The organism is Flaviflexus equikiangi, assembly GCF_014069875.1.
Classification (GTDB): domain Bacteria; phylum Actinomycetota; class Actinomycetes; order Actinomycetales; family Actinomycetaceae; genus Flaviflexus; species Flaviflexus equikiangi.
Window position 1 is genome coordinate 428,780 of sequence record NZ_CP059676.1, and the last position, 14,882, is coordinate 443,661.

19 protein-coding genes are annotated in these 14,882 nt (G+C 61.9%); 15 read left to right on the top strand and 4 right to left on the bottom strand.

Annotation, left to right across the window (positions count from 1 at the left end; all coding sequences use genetic code 11):
* The first annotated feature begins 153 nt into the window (after window positions 1–153).
* A complete protein-coding gene (locus H2O75_RS02025) occupies window positions 154–1,191 on the top strand; it encodes a 4-hydroxy-3-methylbut-2-enyl diphosphate reductase (protein ID WP_182174835.1) in 1,038 nt (345 codons plus the stop codon).
* On the opposite strand, the gene H2O75_RS02030 is transcribed toward H2O75_RS02025, so the two are convergent.
* Entirely contained in the window at window positions 1,188–2,345 is a 1,158-nt protein-coding gene (locus tag H2O75_RS02030) for a DNA recombination protein RmuC (protein WP_182172957.1), read from the bottom strand. The two genes, H2O75_RS02025 and H2O75_RS02030, sit on opposite strands and share 4 nt — an antisense overlap.
* A gap of 152 nt (window positions 2,346–2,497) precedes the next feature.
* Between H2O75_RS02030 and ychF the strand changes: the two genes are divergently transcribed.
* From ychF to H2O75_RS02085, 11 genes are all read left to right on the top strand, one after another.
* Entirely contained in the window at window positions 2,498–3,577 is a 1,080-nt protein-coding gene (gene ychF / locus H2O75_RS02035; RefSeq protein ID WP_182172960.1) for a redox-regulated ATPase YchF, read from the top strand.
* A gap of 33 nt (window positions 3,578–3,610) precedes the next feature.
* The gene (locus H2O75_RS02040; protein WP_182172963.1) at window positions 3,611–3,895 is read left to right on the top strand and encodes a type II toxin-antitoxin system RelE/ParE family toxin; all 285 of its coding nucleotides are present in this window, start codon (window positions 3,611–3,613) and stop codon (window positions 3,893–3,895) included.
* A gap of 7 nt (window positions 3,896–3,902) precedes the next feature.
* Complete coding sequence (locus H2O75_RS02045) at window positions 3,903–4,190, top strand: HigA family addiction module antitoxin (protein ID WP_204736250.1); 288 nt, start codon at window positions 3,903–3,905, stop codon at window positions 4,188–4,190.
* Window positions 4,191–4,224: 34 nt separating this feature from the next.
* Entirely contained in the window at window positions 4,225–4,359 is a 135-nt protein-coding gene (locus tag H2O75_RS10880) for a hypothetical protein (protein ID WP_259365284.1), read from the top strand.
* 1,028 nt (window positions 4,360–5,387) lie between these two features.
* The gene (locus H2O75_RS02055) at window positions 5,388–5,621 is read left to right on the top strand and encodes a FitA-like ribbon-helix-helix domain-containing protein (RefSeq protein WP_182172966.1); all 234 of its coding nucleotides are present in this window, start codon (window positions 5,388–5,390) and stop codon (window positions 5,619–5,621) included.
* Window positions 5,618–6,037, top strand: a complete 420-nt coding sequence (locus H2O75_RS02060; protein ID WP_182172969.1) for a type II toxin-antitoxin system VapC family toxin — start codon at window positions 5,618–5,620, stop codon at window positions 6,035–6,037. Before H2O75_RS02055 ends, H2O75_RS02060 begins: the two co-directional genes overlap by 4 nt.
* A gap of 469 nt (window positions 6,038–6,506) precedes the next feature.
* Window positions 6,507–6,866, top strand: a complete 360-nt coding sequence (locus tag H2O75_RS02065) for a VOC family protein (RefSeq protein ID WP_182172972.1) — start codon at window positions 6,507–6,509, stop codon at window positions 6,864–6,866.
* A 63-nt stretch (window positions 6,867–6,929) separates the two neighbouring features.
* Entirely contained in the window at window positions 6,930–7,409 is a 480-nt protein-coding gene (locus tag H2O75_RS02070; RefSeq protein ID WP_182172975.1) for a DUF2975 domain-containing protein, read from the top strand.
* Window positions 7,409–7,627 (top strand): helix-turn-helix domain-containing protein, encoded by a 219-nt coding sequence (locus tag H2O75_RS02075; protein WP_182172978.1) that lies wholly within the window; start codon window positions 7,409–7,411, stop codon window positions 7,625–7,627. The genes H2O75_RS02070 and H2O75_RS02075 overlap by 1 nt, the downstream gene beginning before the upstream one ends.
* 161 nt (window positions 7,628–7,788) lie before the next feature.
* Window positions 7,789–8,556: a heliorhodopsin HeR gene (heR, locus tag H2O75_RS02080; RefSeq protein WP_204736224.1), complete on the top strand. Its 768-nt coding sequence runs from the start codon at window positions 7,789–7,791 to the stop codon at window positions 8,554–8,556.
* An 85-nt stretch (window positions 8,557–8,641) separates the two neighbouring features.
* Window positions 8,642–9,082, top strand: coding sequence for a hypothetical protein (locus tag H2O75_RS02085; protein WP_182172981.1), 441 nt, complete (start codon window positions 8,642–8,644; stop codon window positions 9,080–9,082).
* 49 nt (window positions 9,083–9,131) lie between these two features.
* Here the strand turns inward: H2O75_RS02085 and H2O75_RS02090 are convergent, their stop codons facing one another.
* The 3 genes from H2O75_RS02090 to H2O75_RS02100 all read right to left on the bottom strand — a co-directional run bounded on the left by H2O75_RS02090 (window position 9,132) and on the right by H2O75_RS02100 (window position 12,265).
* Window positions 9,132–9,713: a PIG-L deacetylase family protein gene (locus H2O75_RS02090; RefSeq protein ID WP_220462760.1), complete on the bottom strand. Its 582-nt coding sequence runs from the start codon at window positions 9,711–9,713 to the stop codon at window positions 9,132–9,134.
* 46 nt (window positions 9,714–9,759) lie between these two features.
* The gene (locus tag H2O75_RS02095) at window positions 9,760–10,980 is read right to left on the bottom strand and encodes an exonuclease domain-containing protein (protein WP_182172985.1); all 1,221 of its coding nucleotides are present in this window, start codon (window positions 10,978–10,980) and stop codon (window positions 9,760–9,762) included.
* A gap of 61 nt (window positions 10,981–11,041) precedes the next feature.
* Window positions 11,042–12,265, bottom strand: coding sequence for an NAD(P)/FAD-dependent oxidoreductase (locus tag H2O75_RS02100; protein ID WP_182172988.1), 1,224 nt, complete (start codon window positions 12,263–12,265; stop codon window positions 11,042–11,044).
* A gap of 129 nt (window positions 12,266–12,394) precedes the next feature.
* Between H2O75_RS02100 and H2O75_RS02105 the strand changes: the two genes are divergently transcribed.
* The 3 genes from H2O75_RS02105 to H2O75_RS02115 are packed head-to-tail and all read left to right on the top strand — an operon-like array spanning window position 12,395 to window position 14,867.
* The gene (locus H2O75_RS02105; RefSeq protein ID WP_204736226.1) at window positions 12,395–13,141 is read left to right on the top strand and encodes a CPBP family intramembrane glutamic endopeptidase; all 747 of its coding nucleotides are present in this window, start codon (window positions 12,395–12,397) and stop codon (window positions 13,139–13,141) included.
* A complete protein-coding gene (locus H2O75_RS02110) occupies window positions 13,138–14,553 on the top strand; it encodes a tryptophan-rich sensory protein (RefSeq protein ID WP_220462761.1) in 1,416 nt (471 codons plus the stop codon). Before H2O75_RS02105 ends, H2O75_RS02110 begins: the two co-directional genes overlap by 4 nt.
* Window positions 14,550–14,867 (top strand): YchJ family protein, encoded by a 318-nt coding sequence (locus H2O75_RS02115; protein ID WP_259365285.1) that lies wholly within the window; start codon window positions 14,550–14,552, stop codon window positions 14,865–14,867. The genes H2O75_RS02110 and H2O75_RS02115 overlap by 4 nt, the downstream gene beginning before the upstream one ends.
* Window positions 14,868–14,882: the final 15 nt, after the last annotated feature.

Consider the following 14,882-nt stretch of genomic DNA (forward strand, 5'->3'; position numbering starts at 1 on the left):
CCACGCAAAAATGTACAAAATTCAAAATAGGTCCTATACCACGGGGCCAGCGCTGTTCATCGTCGCATTTGGGGCGGGTCATAGCCCAATGGTGAAGGCTCGCGTACCCTTGTGGGTGTGGACACGCCAACGACACCGATCTCTCTCGCCGGCATCTCAGCCTTCCCCGGCGACGTTCCGTCGACACCGACCGCGGACGGCAAGAAGGTTCTCCTGGCGGCACCCCGCGGCTATTGCGCCGGCGTGGATCGTGCCGTCGATGCTGTCGAGAAGGCCCTCGACCTGTACGGCGCGCCGGTCTACGTCCGGAAAGAGATCGTCCACAACAAGTTCGTCGTCGAGACGCTCAGCGCTCGCGGCGCGGTCTTCGTCAACGAAACAGACGAGGTTCCCGAAGGCGCTCGAGTCGTGTTCTCCGCACACGGAGTATCACCCGCCGTCCATGCCCAGGCGGCCGCGAGAAATCTGGCGACGATCGATGCGACATGTCCGCTCGTGACAAAAGTCCACAAAGAGGCGGTGCGTTTCGCGGCCGCCGACTACGACATCCTCCTCATCGGGCATGAGGGCCACGAAGAGGTTGAGGGCACGCAGGGTGAAGCTCCGAACCACATCCAGGTCGTCAACGGCCCCGAGGATGTGGCCAAACTCGAGGTTCGTGACCCTGACCGTCTCATCTGGCTCTCTCAGACCACGCTATCCGTCGACGAGACGATGGAGACCGTCCATCTGCTCCGTGAACGCTTCCCCAATCTTCAAGACCCCCCATCCGATGACATCTGCTACGCGACCCAGAATCGGCAGGCCGCGGTCAAGACGCTCGGGCCCCGATGCGATGTCGTCATCGTCGTCGGCTCAGGAAACTCGTCGAACTCGGTCAGGCTCGTCGAAGTGGCTCTCGAATACGGTGCGGGAGCCGCCTATCGTGTCGACAAGGCGGACGAAATCGATCCCGCGTGGATTGAAGACGCCCAGACCATCGGACTCACCTCCGGCGCCTCGGTCCCGGAGATCCTCGTCAGGGACGTTCTCCGGGTCCTTGCCGAACGCGGCTACACCGACGTCGAAACCATCCGGACCGCAACGGAGAACATCGCGTTCTCCCTCCCGAAGAATCTGCGAGGTGACCTCAAATCCGCCGGCCACATCGTCGACGTGCCCCGCACGCCCCGCCCGAGGCGTGACCGCTAATCGGTCAGCTCGCTGCGAGAGATCACGCGGACCTGTGTGGATTCACTGGGCAGCTCCGCAACCTCTAAATTGTCTCCTGAGAGGGACTCGAAGCCCCGGGCAGTGACGAGAAGTCGATTCTCGAGCGTGCCGATCGCCTTGTTGTAGGCCGTCACCGACCCCGACAGCCGCGAACCCAGAGTTGCCAGATGCTTGCTGAGATCGCCAAGCCGCTGAACCAGATCCTTGCCCAGCGCAAGCACTTCGCTTGCCTCCTCCGTCACCCGCGAGGACGACCAGGTGGCCGAGACGGCACGCAGCAGGGCGAGAAGAGATGACGGGGACGTGATGGCGATGCCGAGACGCGCCGCCTCGTCCAACAGGCCAGGGTTCGACCTCACGGCTTCGGACAACAGGGACTCGGTCGGCATGAACATGATCGTCAGGTTGGGGGAGTGGGCGAACTGTGCCGGGTAGTTGCGCTTCGCCAGCGCGAGCACGTGAGAACGGACGGCCTTCGCGTGCTCGTTCAGCAACTGGTCGCGGCGTGCACGCAGAGACGGATCGTCCGGTGATATCTCAACTGCCGCCATATACGCCGACAGGGGGACCTTCGAATCGACCGCGATCGTCCCATCACCCGGCAGGTAGACGAGCATGTCGGGGCGCTGGTGACCGCCATCGGCCGACCTCACCGTCGCCTGGGTGTCGAAGTGGACGTGGGGGAGCATTCCCGCCGCGGTGACAAGACGCTCCAGCTCGGCCTCGCCCCACGAGCCCCGAGCGCTCGTCGACGTGAGGGCGCTGCGCAGCGAGTTCGTGACCTCGAACAGGTCCCGCGATGCTTCGTGGCTGACCGTCAACTGCTGGGCGAGTTGGGCTGAAGCGGCGGCCTGGGACTTCTCCAGTTGGCTGACCTTCGACGTCATCGCAGTCAGATTCGCGGTGATCGGCGACAGCGCCTGCAGCAGATTCTGATCGCGAGAGGCGCGCTCGATCAGGCCGTTGTTCTCCTCCTCGAGCCTGTCCGTGCGGGCCTGCTGACGTGCCAATTCAAGCCGAATCTCGGACGAACGAGACTGCGTCCGAGACACGCCGACCACATAACCGAGGCCGATGCCGATGGCGAGAAACAGCAGAACGATGAGCAGAGCGAAAGGCAGTGAAATCTCCATGGAATCACTCTGTCAAAAGGCGCTGACAGAACAGGAGAGGAACTCGCTCTGGGAGGAAGAGTGGTGACACAGCACAATCGGGGCATCTGCGAACGCGACTGTGACTAGGGACGTGCGGTGCGGGGAGTGCGGATCAACTAGAATGATCAACCGTGGCCTTAACAATTGGAATCGCTGGACTCCCGAACGTCGGCAAGTCGACCCTGTTCAACGCGCTGACGCGCGCGACCGTCCTCGCGGCTAACTATCCCTTCGCAACGATCGAACCGAACGTGGGTGTCGTGCCGCTGCCGGACGAACGCCTCACCGTTCTCTCGGAGATCTTCAACGCACGCAAGATCATTCCCGCGACCGTGTCGTTCGTCGACATCGCCGGCATCGTCCGCGGCGCCTCCGAAGGCGAAGGTCTCGGCAACCAGTTCCTTGCCAACATCCGCGAAGCGGATGCGATCTGCCAGGTCACCCGAGCATTCTCCGACCCTGACGTCACCCACGTCGATGGTCGTGTCGACCCAGCATCCGACATCGAGACCATCACGACCGAGCTGCTCCTGGCTGACATGCAGACCCTTGAGAAGCAGATCCCCCGCCTAGAAAAAGAGGTCAAGGGGAAGAAAGCGCCGAAGGAACACCTCGACACGGCACGCGAGGCCCTCGCAGTCCTCGAAGAGGGCAAGACCATCAACTCCGTGATCGATCAGTTCGATCCCGAGATCATCAGAACGTTCCAGCTCATGACGGCCAAGCCCTTCATCTACGTGTTCAACACGGATGACGAGGGCCTTGCCGATGAGGGGATGCAAGAAGAGCTCCGTGCGCTTGTCGCCCCTGCCGAAGCGATCTTCCTCGATGCGAAGTTCGAATCCGAACTCGTCGAACTATCCGACGAAGAGGCGGCCGAAATGCTCGAATCAACCGGGCAGGAAGAATCGGGACTCGGAAAGCTGGCGCGCGTCGGCTTCGATACGCTCGGACTTCAGACCTACCTGACGGCAGGCGAGAAAGAAACACGCGCCTGGACCATCAAGAAGGGCTGGACCGCCCCCCAGGCGGCAGGCGTCATCCACACCGACTTCGAACGCGGCTTCATCAAGGCAGAAATCGTCTCCTTCGACGACCTCGTCGAATATGAGGGCATGCAGGGCGCGAAAGCCGCCGGCAAGGTCCGCATGGAGGGGAAGGACTATGTCATGCAGGACGGGGACGTCGTGGAGTTCCGGTTTAACGTCTAGCGTTATTGACGGAGTCCGTTATGCCATGGTCGCGTGACCAGATCGTTCGGCGACAAGGAGACCGAGCGCATCCGGTTTGAGAAGTACGTCAAGCACGTCGACCGAACGGTGCAACGAGCGACTCTGCGGAAGCTCGAGCTGATCCATGCGGCGAACGACGTCGAGAACCTGAGAATCCCGCCGGGGAACCGGCTGGAGCGGCTCGTCGGCGACCGTCGTGGACAGCACAGCATTCGCGTCAATACGCAGTGGTGTCTCTGCTTCATCTGGAGAGAAGGAGGCCCGGATAAAGTCGAACTCGTCGTCGACTACCACTGAGAGCGACCTGATTGAGCCGATCCATCCAGGGGAGATTCTGATGGAGGACTTCATCGAGGGCTTCGGGACTACGCAGAACAAGCTGGCGGTGTCGATCGGTGTGCCGCCGCGCCGGATCAACGAGATCGTGCACGGCAAGCGCGGGATCACAGCTGATACGGCGATCCGCCTGGCACGGTACTTCGGGACGTCCGAGGAGTTCTGGATGAACCTGCAGTCGAACTATGAGCTGCGGCTCGGACGCAGGGTGCTACGGGACAAGGTTGCCGCGCTCACGCCTCTGGCGGGCGCGTAAGTTGCGATACGTGGTCGCTGAGTCTGACCGGTAGGTGCCTGATGACGTCGTGCGGCTGCTCGCTACGGTTCCCGAGTGGTTCGGGCAGTGGGAATTCAACGCCGACTACGTCGAGGCTGCACGCTCCAAAGAGGCATGGACGGTTCGCGCCGCCAGGGTCAGGTCGTAGGCGTCGCGCTGATCGACCGCCACTTCCCGCAAGTTACTGAAGTGCACCTTGGCGTTGTTGATCGGGCGGTTCATGGTCCCGGGTTCGGCACGGCAATGCTCAGGGCCGTTGAGAACGGCTGTCCATCGCGGCTTCCATTTGCTGGAAGTGAAAACCCTTGGGAGCTCCCATCCGGATGTCGGATATGCGCGCACTCGTCACTTCGATGAGCGGTGGGGTTTTCTGCCGCTGGAGGAGACCGCGCTCTGGGGTGAAGGCTCCCCTGCTTTATCTTGGTGAAGGCGTTGCCTGCCCTTCCTGTAGCAGACAAGCCCTGACCATCTTTGCGAGGTCGAGGTTCAGCGGGACATCCGGGCACGGATGGGTGGACGCGTCATCCAAAGGTTGGTCTGTGCCGGAACGTGGTCGAATTCAGATTTGATGTCCGATCCGGTGGTTTACGAGCGATCACGGAATTTCAGAGTGGTGTAGTGAGCACCTCGGAAATGTCGAACCGGACCCGCCGGTAAGAAATCACTGACCTCCGCAGGAGGTTGAGAGTTTTCCAAGGTGTCATCGGCGTCACTGAGTTTGCGGACTACCCTCACAAGCAGGTCTAGGCATGGTGGCGGCCGGATGAGCGAGACCTTCGCGAGTGTGGCTCGTCATTGCTTGCTCGAGAGAACTACCTGGCGTTCGTCGGCAGCCACGAGGTGGGGTTCCGATATGAATCATGGTGAATCGACATGATGTTTGTGGAGCCGAGGTTCGTGCGAGAGGGGCTGGCGTGCGAGCTAGGGCGTCGCGACGCAGCTTTCCTCAAACGTGAGCACCACGGTCCGGCCGTCTTTCGAAGCATGTGGTTCACGGATCGAGACCGAGCAACATCCCGTGATAGGAGACATCGTCCTGACCAACGTTCAAATGACTAAGTAGCTTCGTTGAGGAGTATTGGGTCGTCGCGATGCGTTGGAGCTGGCAAACTGCGACTGGATGCCTCCCAACCCTAGTGATATCGTCGTTGATATCAAACGGAGGAGTTGGTTTTGATGGCCTCGATTGTTGTCCGCGGACTCGATGAGTCCGTGAAGAACCGTCTTGCCGCGCAGGCAAAAGAGCATGGTCGATCGATGGAAGCAGAGGTGCGCGAAATCCTGACGCGTGCTTCGTCCCCGCCGCATATCGGCATCGCGCTCATGGGCTTCGCCCGGGACGTGGGTGAGGTTGAAGAGCTGCAGATTCCTGCTCGGTCTGACACCGCGCGAGCGGTGGACTTCGAATGATCGTTCTCGACACAAGCGTCATTTCAGAAGTGTTCCGGCCCACTCCTGATCCTGGTGTGCTCGCGTGGCTTGAGTCCCTCACTGGTGATGTTGCGATCACAACGATCACGCTCGCCGAATTGCTCGCGGGTGTTCGGCGGTTGCCAGCCGGTCGGCGCAAGAGTGACTTGGAGTTGGCGCTCGATGCCGCACTCGAGCCATATCGGAACACGCGTTCGCTGCTCGCATTCGATGATGCGTCTGCTGCGGAGTACGCAGAGGTTCTGCTTGCTCGCGAACAGGCCGAGTTGCCGATCAGTACTCCTGACGCGCAGATCGCGGCGATCTGTCGAGCAAACGGCGCGATCTGCGCCACGCGTAACGAGAGAGATTTTGCCGAGACGGGTGTCCAGGTTCTGAGCCCTTGGACGAGATGAGGCCGTGACCAGGAAGGACGTGCCTGATGTTCCGCAAGCGACGGAGCATGATGAGTTTCTTTTTGCGCTTTAACTCCTGGCCGCGGCCGCTCCAAGACTGACGTCCGTTGCCTCACGTCTAGTTGATCCGCGTGATCGTATGGCCGTCTGACGTGCGATGTGACCGTCGTCGAAGGGCATGTTGTTGGCGAAGTTCAGACGTCCATCGACGACCTAGAGCCCGCGGACCTCATAGATTCCGAGGTGTGCCCTATGGGATGCCTAGCGTTAGCCACTTCAATGAACAGGCTGCGGATCGGGGTTTCTCGGGAGTCTGATGAGCGCGCGATATAGCGTGGGCCGAGGTGTAGTTTGAACAGGGGAGTCGCGCGATGCATGACGACCATGGATAGCAGCGGAATCCCTAGTCATAGTTCCGTAGCGTCGAGAGACGACGGGAATAAGAAGGTTCGATCACGGGAGATCTGCTATGCGACAGCCAGTGCACCATTCAATCAGCTACATCGAGATCCGCGTGACAGATCTTGCGGCGGCGCGATCCTTCTACGAGTCCGCTTTCGGATGGGAGTTCAACGATTACGGACCCACCTACTGCGGGATCAAGTCGGCCGACGGGGAGAGTGAGGTCGGTGGGCTCGATGCTGGCACTGCGCCTAGCGAGTACGGCCCCCTCGTCCTCCTCTGTTCGCACGATCTCGATGCGACAGTCGAGGCTGTCAAGGAGGCCGGCGGCACGATCGTGGGAACGCCCTACGACTATCCGGGCGGACGCCGGTTCGAGTTCCTCGACACAAGCGGAAACAGGCTCGGCGTCTTCACCGAGCAGTAGCAAGTTTGACTTTCGACGCCTCGTCCTATTGATTATCGATAGATAATAGGCGATGATCGATGCATGAATCATCGTGTCATTATTGACGGGCTTCGCATACTCCTGGTCGCTGCAGTCCTCGTCATCGCCTCGATCCAGCTGATCTTCCTGCCATGGCTCTCCGGAGAGGTGGCGCGAGACCTCCCCGCGGAGGCCTTTATGCGATGGCCGATATTGGGCCTGTCGATTGCAGGTCTCGCCTGCGTCCAAGTGGGCCTTGTGAGCATGTTCCGTCTGCTTGGTCTCACGAAAGCCGGTGATGTGTTCTCCAGCCGTGCTCTGCGCTGGGTTGATGCCATCATCGGAGCCGCCCTGGCGGCAAGCCTCGTCTGCGCGGCGACAATCGTCTACCAGTCCTTCACGGTCGGCGGCCCGCCGGTGTGGATGCTCCTCCTGTGGTGTGGTGTTCTCGCCGGTATCGGAATTGCTCTGCTCATGGTGGTGATGAGGGGGCTGCTGGTGCAGGCAACGACCTTGAGGTATGACATGGAGGCGGTGATCTAGTGCCGATCGTCATTCGTCTCGATGTGGAGCTGGCTAAGCGCAAGATGTCGGTCGGAGAATTCGCCGAACGAGTCGGGATCAGCCCCGCCAATGTTGCCGTACTCAAGAACGGGCGAGCGAAGGCTGTCCGGTTCAGCACCCTCGAAGCGATGTGCAGGGTGCTCGACTGTCAGCCCGGCGATCTGCTCGAGTGGGAACCCGATGCATCCGATGATTGATCCGAAAAGGTTCGGGTCCTTCTGGACGCTCCGCTGCTGCCCACGCGACAGCGAAGATCACGTGAATTGCTTTGATGGCAATGAAATGACGCATTTGTGCCAACGGGGGGGTTCACTGGCCATTATGCTGACAGAAAGGCCGACCCGCTGAATGGAGCATTGTGACTGAGACAGAGGTGGGGCGCTATAGCGGCCTACGGAAATACAACCTCATTGCCGCCGTCGTCCATGCGGCGCAGGCCGTTGCGGTGGTTCTCCTTGCAACGGACTTCACCCTCCCGATCACGGCAAGCTATCTGGCCGGGCCTCCAGGTTCTCCGCCTGGGGAGGCAGTCACCCTGTGGGACGTGTCGACACCGCTCGCCATTGCCGCCTTCCTTGTACTCTCGTCGATCTTCCACATCATCGTGGCCTCGCCCCCGTTCTTCGGGCGCTACCGGGCTGGACTGGCGAAGGGTCACAACTACTTCCGGTGGGTCGAGTACTCGCTGTCCAGCTCCCTCATGATCGTCATCATCGCCCAGCTCGTCGGCATCTCCGATGTCGTCGCTCTCGTTGCACTCTTCGGCGTCAACGCATCCATGATCCTGTTCGGATGGCTGCAGGAGCGCTACCACCAGCCGGGCGATGGGGGATGGCTGCCGTTTATCTTCGGCTGTTTCGCAGGAGTCGTGCCCTGGATCGGCATCGTGCTCTACACGGTCGCTCCGGGTTCGACGTCAGGCGCTGAGCCGCCCGGCTTCGTCTACGGGATCATTGTGTCCCTCTTCCTGTTCTTTAACGTCTTCGCTATCGTCCAGTGGCTTCAATACCGGCCGGTGGGCAGATTCCGTGACTATCTGGTCGGGGAACGCCTCTACATCACCCTGAGCCTGACCGCGAAGTCAGCCCTTGCGTGGCAGATCTTCGCGGGAACTCTCGCCGGCTAGATCACCTCAGCCTCGTTTCCTCGACGTAGATGCTGAGGATCTCTGTAGCCCAGCGGCTTTCGCCGCTGGGCTACACTCACCTCTCATGGAGAAGCCGGACGTTGATAGGGCGGACGATGGTCGATACATCATCGTCAGAGGACGCAGGTGGCGCGCCACGGACCCGAATATTCCGCCAGGTCTCAAAGATGAACTCGTCCGCGAGCTCATGAGTGCGCGCAGGGCGATCAAGGCCGGAGATTCGTCTGCCCGAGCCCGCGTCCATGCCGCGAAGACGGCACTGGGGGAGCGCGGTGAACCCTGGTGGGAGCGGACGGACGATGGGCAGGCAGCTCGCGCAGTCGCTGCGGCAACGACGCTGCTTCGGGCGCGTGATGGCGGTCCGATATCAGTCGACGACGTCTCGCAGATCGTGGGCGGCGAGGCGTGGCGGGAAGCGGTGCCTCTGGTCGAGAAGACTCTCCGTGCAGGGCATGATGATCACGCGTGGGTTTTCGATGGTGTCAACGTTCGCAGGATGCCGTGACCTGGCCTAGCGGCGGAGCCAGATGAGATGCTCCTCGTCTCCTTGGAGCTCAAGTCGTCGCCAGAGGACACTCCCCGGGACCGCCTGGCTGACGTGACCTGTCGACTGTCAGCACAATGTCGCTGCTGCTCCCGGCGAAGGGTGCGCCTGTCTCGGCCCGCAGGGTGCTGGCGATGTCCTCCGACAGCGTCCATGCGAGAACGGGAAGACCGCGTTCCTCGGCCACGTCGACGGCGACGCCTGTTGCGGTGACGTGATCGGGATGTCCGGTGATGCCGGTCCGGTCGAAGACGAGGAAGCCGTCGATCCCTCGGGCTTCGGATGCGACACGGGCGGCAAGCTCGTCCTGCGACGAGTCGGCCAGGCCGCCGTCAGGGAAGTTCAGGAGGACCGTGGATGCTGCGCCCAGTTCTCGAGCGGCAGCATCGAGCTCACGTGCCCTCGTCTCGGCCAGGTCCGGAGAGGCGCCAAGGGTTGAGGCCTCTCCTTTCGTCAGGCATAGCACCGTGACGGTCGAGCCTTGGCGCGTGAATGCATCGATGACCCCGCCCAAACCGAAAGACTCGTCATCTGGGTGTGCGATGACGGCAAGGACGTTCTTCCATGGCGGTAACTGCGTTGATGGGCTCATGACACCACAATACCCCCGGGGGTACTTGGTGGGGAAGGTTTCGGGGCTAGTCGAAGCTGAGGACGGACTCGACCGAACTCTCGCCGATGATGGGAATGCCGTACTGACGAGCCTTCCTCGCTTTCCCGGATTGAGAATCCGGATCGCCGGCGATGAGAACCTTCGTCGCCTTGGCTATTCCGGCCACCTGGACGTCGCGTGCGGAGAAGTAGCTGGCCCACGAGTCCTGTGCTCGTAGCACGGGGCCGGTGATGCTGACGCGATCGCCCGGCTTGAGCGAGATCGTCATGGACCGGGGGCGTACCGGTTCTCGCGCGGCGTCCACGGCTTTCGGGATCTGCCGAAGATCTACCCCGAGATAGGTTGAGACTGCACGCAGCATGGCATGCTCAGCGTCGGTGACGATACCGTCCGCCTCGGCCCCGCGGACGACAAGCTGAACGTACTCCGCGTGGAGGCGGGACAGAGCTGCCGGCGAAAGTCCATTGTCGTAAGCAAAAGCCAGAAGCTGCGTCTGTTCCGTCGTCGAAAGATAGCTGTCCAGGAGCGCGGCGTCCAACATGGCGAAGTACTGCGCTGTCATCCAATTGTCTGGGATATCGCGTCGCCCGATCGCACGGTCGATCCACCCACCGTTCGACAGCGTCTCCTGCGTAACCGCCACATCGCGCCGTGATCGCAGGTGATCGCGCGAGTGCTGTGTGTCGTGGACGGTGTAGCCGTCGAAATTCCGACTGGCGGCGGCAATGTCGTGCCAGTCCATGGCGGATCGGCGGATAAATGTTTGGAGTACCAGCGCTGTCGCCCGAGCATCGGACAGGGCGCTGTGAGCATTCTCGTTGCGGATGCCGAGGGCGGAGCAGACGTCCGCGAGCTTCCGTGACCGGAGGCTGAGAGTTCGTCTCGCGATCGCCATCGTATCGAGGACGGGGATGGGGCTGCCGTTGAGGCGCTGGCATGCTGTCAGCTCCCCGCGGGCAAAGGCTTCATCGAAAGCCGCGTTGTGCGCGACGAAGATGTTGCCGGTCAGGTCGGCTGCGAAAAGATCGGCGACCTCGGAGAATGTCGGTGCGCCCACCACATCTTTGGCGCAGATTCCATGAATATGGGTGGCGCCGACGTGCCTCATGGGGTTGACGAGAGTCTCCCACTCGTCAAGGATGTTCCCCTCAGTGTCGAGAGTGACGACTCCTATCTCCACCACACGGTCGCCCCGTGCGTGAGAGAAACCGGTTGTCTCGAAGTCGACGACTGTATAACCATTCACGCGATCACCAGATACTTCGAATACGACATGTCAACGATAGGCATTCGGATGCCGGCGTTCCTTAGCGCACCGACAGAACGTCGGATGCTGCTCGCGCCCCGGCGGACAGGGCGCCCTCGATCGAGGGTGTTGCGCGGTGATCGCCAGCCGCAAAGACTCGCTCCGACAGCCGTGTCGCTCTCACCGTTCCGGGGCGCTGCTCCGGCAACGAGTGGCGGATATCGTCTCGTGCGAGAAGAGTGAGATCCGCAGAGCTTATTCCCCAGATCGAGGCCGTATGGTCTGCGGCCTCTTGATCTGTGACGTGCCCGGTCGAGAGCAATGCTGAGGCTTGGATCAATGCCGTGCCGTCCGGGGAGTAGCTCGGAGCAACATTCGAGACAACAGCAGTATTGAGCACCGGGCCCGACCTGTCGCCGTCAAGGGCGATGAAACGCGAGCGGGACGGCGCCTCATCGCTTCGGAACCACCAGGTCGTCAAACCCAATGTCGGTACAGCTTCGCTACCCGTCAGCGGAGCGAGTGCCTCTGGCCCCACCGCGACAATGACATGATCGGCAGAGATCGTCTCCCCGGAAATCCTCACACCCTCGTCCGAGCATGAATCAACCGTGATGTTCGTGCGAATCTCTGCCCCGTGGCGGCGCGCCGTCGCTGCCATCTGATTGGGCAGCGCCTGGATGCCTCGAGAGGGCAGGCTGGGTTGCCCGAGGGCGAACATGCGGAAAAGGAACTGGACGTAGCTAGAGGACGTCGACAGGTCGTCGGTGGCAACGACTCCCGCGAGGAAGGGCTCGAGGACGCGGGCCCGCAGAGGTCCTGTCAGTCCGGCGCGATCCCACGCCTCCCCGATGGATACGGACTCGTCACGACCACGCACGGCGCTTGCCGTGGCCTTGCCGAACCAGGATGAGAAAGCCTTGATATCGGCGGCGGTCACAAGATCGTTCGACAGGGTCGACACCACATGGTGGGGGTGCCTGGCGGGGTGTGCGAGAAGGTGGAGTTCCCCCTTGTCCCGCACAAGCGCCCCGGAACCGAACGGATGCAGATCGAGGGCCGCAATGTCGACGAAGCGCTTCACGCTCGGATAGGACGGGTTGAGGAGCTGGAACCCGCGATCGATGAGGTAGCCGTCCACGTCTCTGGTCCGCTGGCGTCCGCCGACAGCGTCTTCCTTCTCGAGGACAAGGACGCTGCGACCAGCCTCGGCGAGCTGGCGGGCCGCGACAAGGCCCGAAATTCCTGCACCAACGATGATGACGTCATAGTCGCGACTGGCCATGGTACCTCCCGGTTACTAGCTGTCCTCGTATCTTACGTGTGCAACACCCTCGCACTGTGCTGTTTCTACGCCGATGGCGTGGAAGCCCTCCAATCGTCGAATCCGCTCTCGATAATGACAGCCGAATGAGTGAAGATTGACAATGTGCAACTAGCCAACGAACTCAGGGCGTTCTTCCGAGCATCACTCGTCGATCGAGTGAAGGAACGTCCCGTGGAGAGCCCGAGCCAGCGCCGCCGGCGCCGCATCGTCGTCTCCATCAGCTTCGTGCTCGGTGCGACTGCACTCGGGGCGGCGCTCAATGTCGAGCCGGGCCAGTCGCTCTTCTACATCGCCACCCTCGGGGTGGCGGTGATCTGGGCCGTCGGTGCCTTCGCCTCAGGTCCGCTGTCCCGGGGCCGGTCGCGGACACGGCAGGGCAAACGCAACGGTCTTGCCATGCTCCAAGGTTTCATCCTCGGAGGCAGCCTCCTTGCTGTCTTCCTTCTGGGGGCAATGGTCGTCGGTCAGGTCAGCGCCCTGCGCGGGCCCGTCGATGACCTGTTCGAGCACGTCCTGTTCGGCAATATCGCCATCGTGGCTGCGATCACCGCGATCAATGGTGTCTGCGAGGAACTGTTCTTTCGCGGAGCCGTCTACGCCGCCATGCCGCGCCGGTGGGAAATCGTCGGCTCTGCCCTGATCTACACCCTCTCGACAGCCCTCACCGGGGTGCCCCTCCTCAGTTTCGCCGCGCTCTGCCTCGGACTCCTGACGGGGGCTCAACGACGTGTCACCGGCGGGGTACTCGGCCCCATTGTGTCGCACTTAACATGGTCTCTCGGTATGCTGTTCCTTCTACCGCACGCCCTATCGATAGGAGATGTCCTGTGGTGAACGACAAGATTGGGGCGCGCCGCGCCCTCGTGACAGGTGCAAGCGGCTTCATCGGCGCCAGGCTCGTACCTGCCCTCATGGCAGAGGGATGGTCCGTACGAGTGTTGGCCCGGACGCCATCGAAGCTTGACCCGCGCTGGCGAGACGACGTCGAGATCTGTCAGGGCGACGCGACGAACGACAACGACCTTCACAGGGCACTCGCGGATGTCGATGTCGCCTACTATCTCCTCCATTCCATGGATGGCAAGGGCGATTTCATCGAAAGAGACAAGAAGCTGGCGCACGGTTTCGCGGCGGTCGCGAAAGAACTCGATGTCCCACGGATCATCTACATGGGTGGACTCCACGACGATGAGGCGGATCTCGCGCCCCACATGGCGTCACGAGCCGAGGTGGGACAGATCCTTGCCGAGAGCGGCGTGCCGACGACGATCCTGCAGGCAGGTGTCGTCCTTGGGGAGGGATCAGCCTCCTTCCAGATGCTGCGCCACCTCACGGAACGCCTGCCGGCGGCGATCGCGCCCAAGTGGGTCGCTAACCGGGTCCAGCCGATCGATATCGAGGATGTCGTCTACTACCTGGTCGAAGCCGCCAAGCTTCCGCCCGACGAGTCCGGGGCCCTCGACATCGGCATGGAGGAGATCTACACGTATCGAGACATGATGAAGCGGTATGCGGACGTGACGGGCCTGTCGAGCAGGTCGTTGACCACGGTTCCCGTCCTCACACCTGACCTGGCCAGCCACTGGGTCGGCCTTGTCACCCCGGTCGATGCAGGAGTGGCACGCCCGCTCGTCGGCAGCCTCATCGACGACGCGGTGAAAGGCATGGGACGTGCCAGAGACGTGCGCGATGTGATCCCAGACCCGCCTGGTGGGCTGACGGGCTTCGATGACTCCGTCCGAGCCAATACGACAGGCATCGACCCCGAGCGCTTCGGCCGCATCGCACGCCGTGTCGTCGGAGCCGTTGCGCTCACGAGCGTGATCGGAAGCATCCTGACGAAGCCCGACGGGACTTGGTATCGGAAGCTTGCAAAGCCGCCGTGGCAGCCACCGGCCGCCGCCTTCCCGGTCGTGTGGACCGGGCTGTACGCCACCATCGCAGGAGCCTCCACGATGGCTCTAGCTGAACGGATCGAGAACGGAGACCGGGATGGTGCACGGGACTACGCGATCGCACTCGGAGCGAACCTCACGCTCAACGCCAGCTGGTCGGGAGTGTTCTTCCGCAGCAAGTCGCTCGGACTGAGCGCGGCCACAGCGGGACTCCTCGCTGCCAGCAGCGCCGACTTGGCACGTCGAGGCTGGCAGACACGCCCGCAGATCGGCACCGTCCTCGTTCCCTACGCAGCATGGTGCGGATTCGCTGCCGCACTCAGCACGTCGATCGCGCGGAGGAACTCGTGACGCAGCCGCCCACCACGGCGGAGGCTCTCATGCGTTCGCGGTTCGACGCGTTCCGGAGCGGAGATGCTGAGTGGCTGCTGGCAACCTGGCATGAATCCACCCGGCCTGACGATCTCGACCTGTCTGATAATCCCCGGTGGCGGGGGCTACAGATCATCGACACGGTCGATGGTGGGGAAGACGATCTGACCGGTATTGTCGAGTTTCGTGCCACGTATATCGAGGGCTCAGGTATCGGTGTCCTCCACGAGCGCTCGCGCTTCCTCAAGGAGAATGACACGTGGTTCTATGTCGACGGTGATGTGAGCGGCTGAACGGGCCGGCAGGGG

What these genes read in the sequence shown, in the direction of transcription:
- H2O75_RS02030 (WP_182172957.1), bottom strand. Translation starts at nt 2,345, where the DNA reads ATGGAGATTTCACTGCCTTTCGCTCTGCTCATCGTTCTGCTGTTTCTC.
- H2O75_RS02055 (WP_182172966.1), top strand. Translation starts at nt 5,388, where the DNA reads ATGGCCTCGATTGTTGTCCGCGGACTCGATGAGTCCGTGAAGAACCGT.
- H2O75_RS02060 (WP_182172969.1), top strand. Translation starts at nt 5,618, where the DNA reads ATGATCGTTCTCGACACAAGCGTCATTTCAGAAGTGTTCCGGCCCACT.
- H2O75_RS02065 (WP_182172972.1), top strand. Translation starts at nt 6,507, where the DNA reads ATGCGACAGCCAGTGCACCATTCAATCAGCTACATCGAGATCCGCGTG.
- H2O75_RS02070 (WP_182172975.1), top strand. Translation starts at nt 6,930, where the DNA reads ATGAATCATCGTGTCATTATTGACGGGCTTCGCATACTCCTGGTCGCT.
- H2O75_RS02085 (WP_182172981.1), top strand. Translation starts at nt 8,642, where the DNA reads ATGGAGAAGCCGGACGTTGATAGGGCGGACGATGGTCGATACATCATC.
- H2O75_RS02090 (WP_220462760.1), bottom strand. Translation starts at nt 9,713, where the DNA reads ATGAGCCCATCAACGCAGTTACCGCCATGGAAGAACGTCCTTGCCGTC.
- H2O75_RS02100 (WP_182172988.1), bottom strand. Translation starts at nt 12,265, where the DNA reads ATGGCCAGTCGCGACTATGACGTCATCATCGTTGGTGCAGGAATTTCG.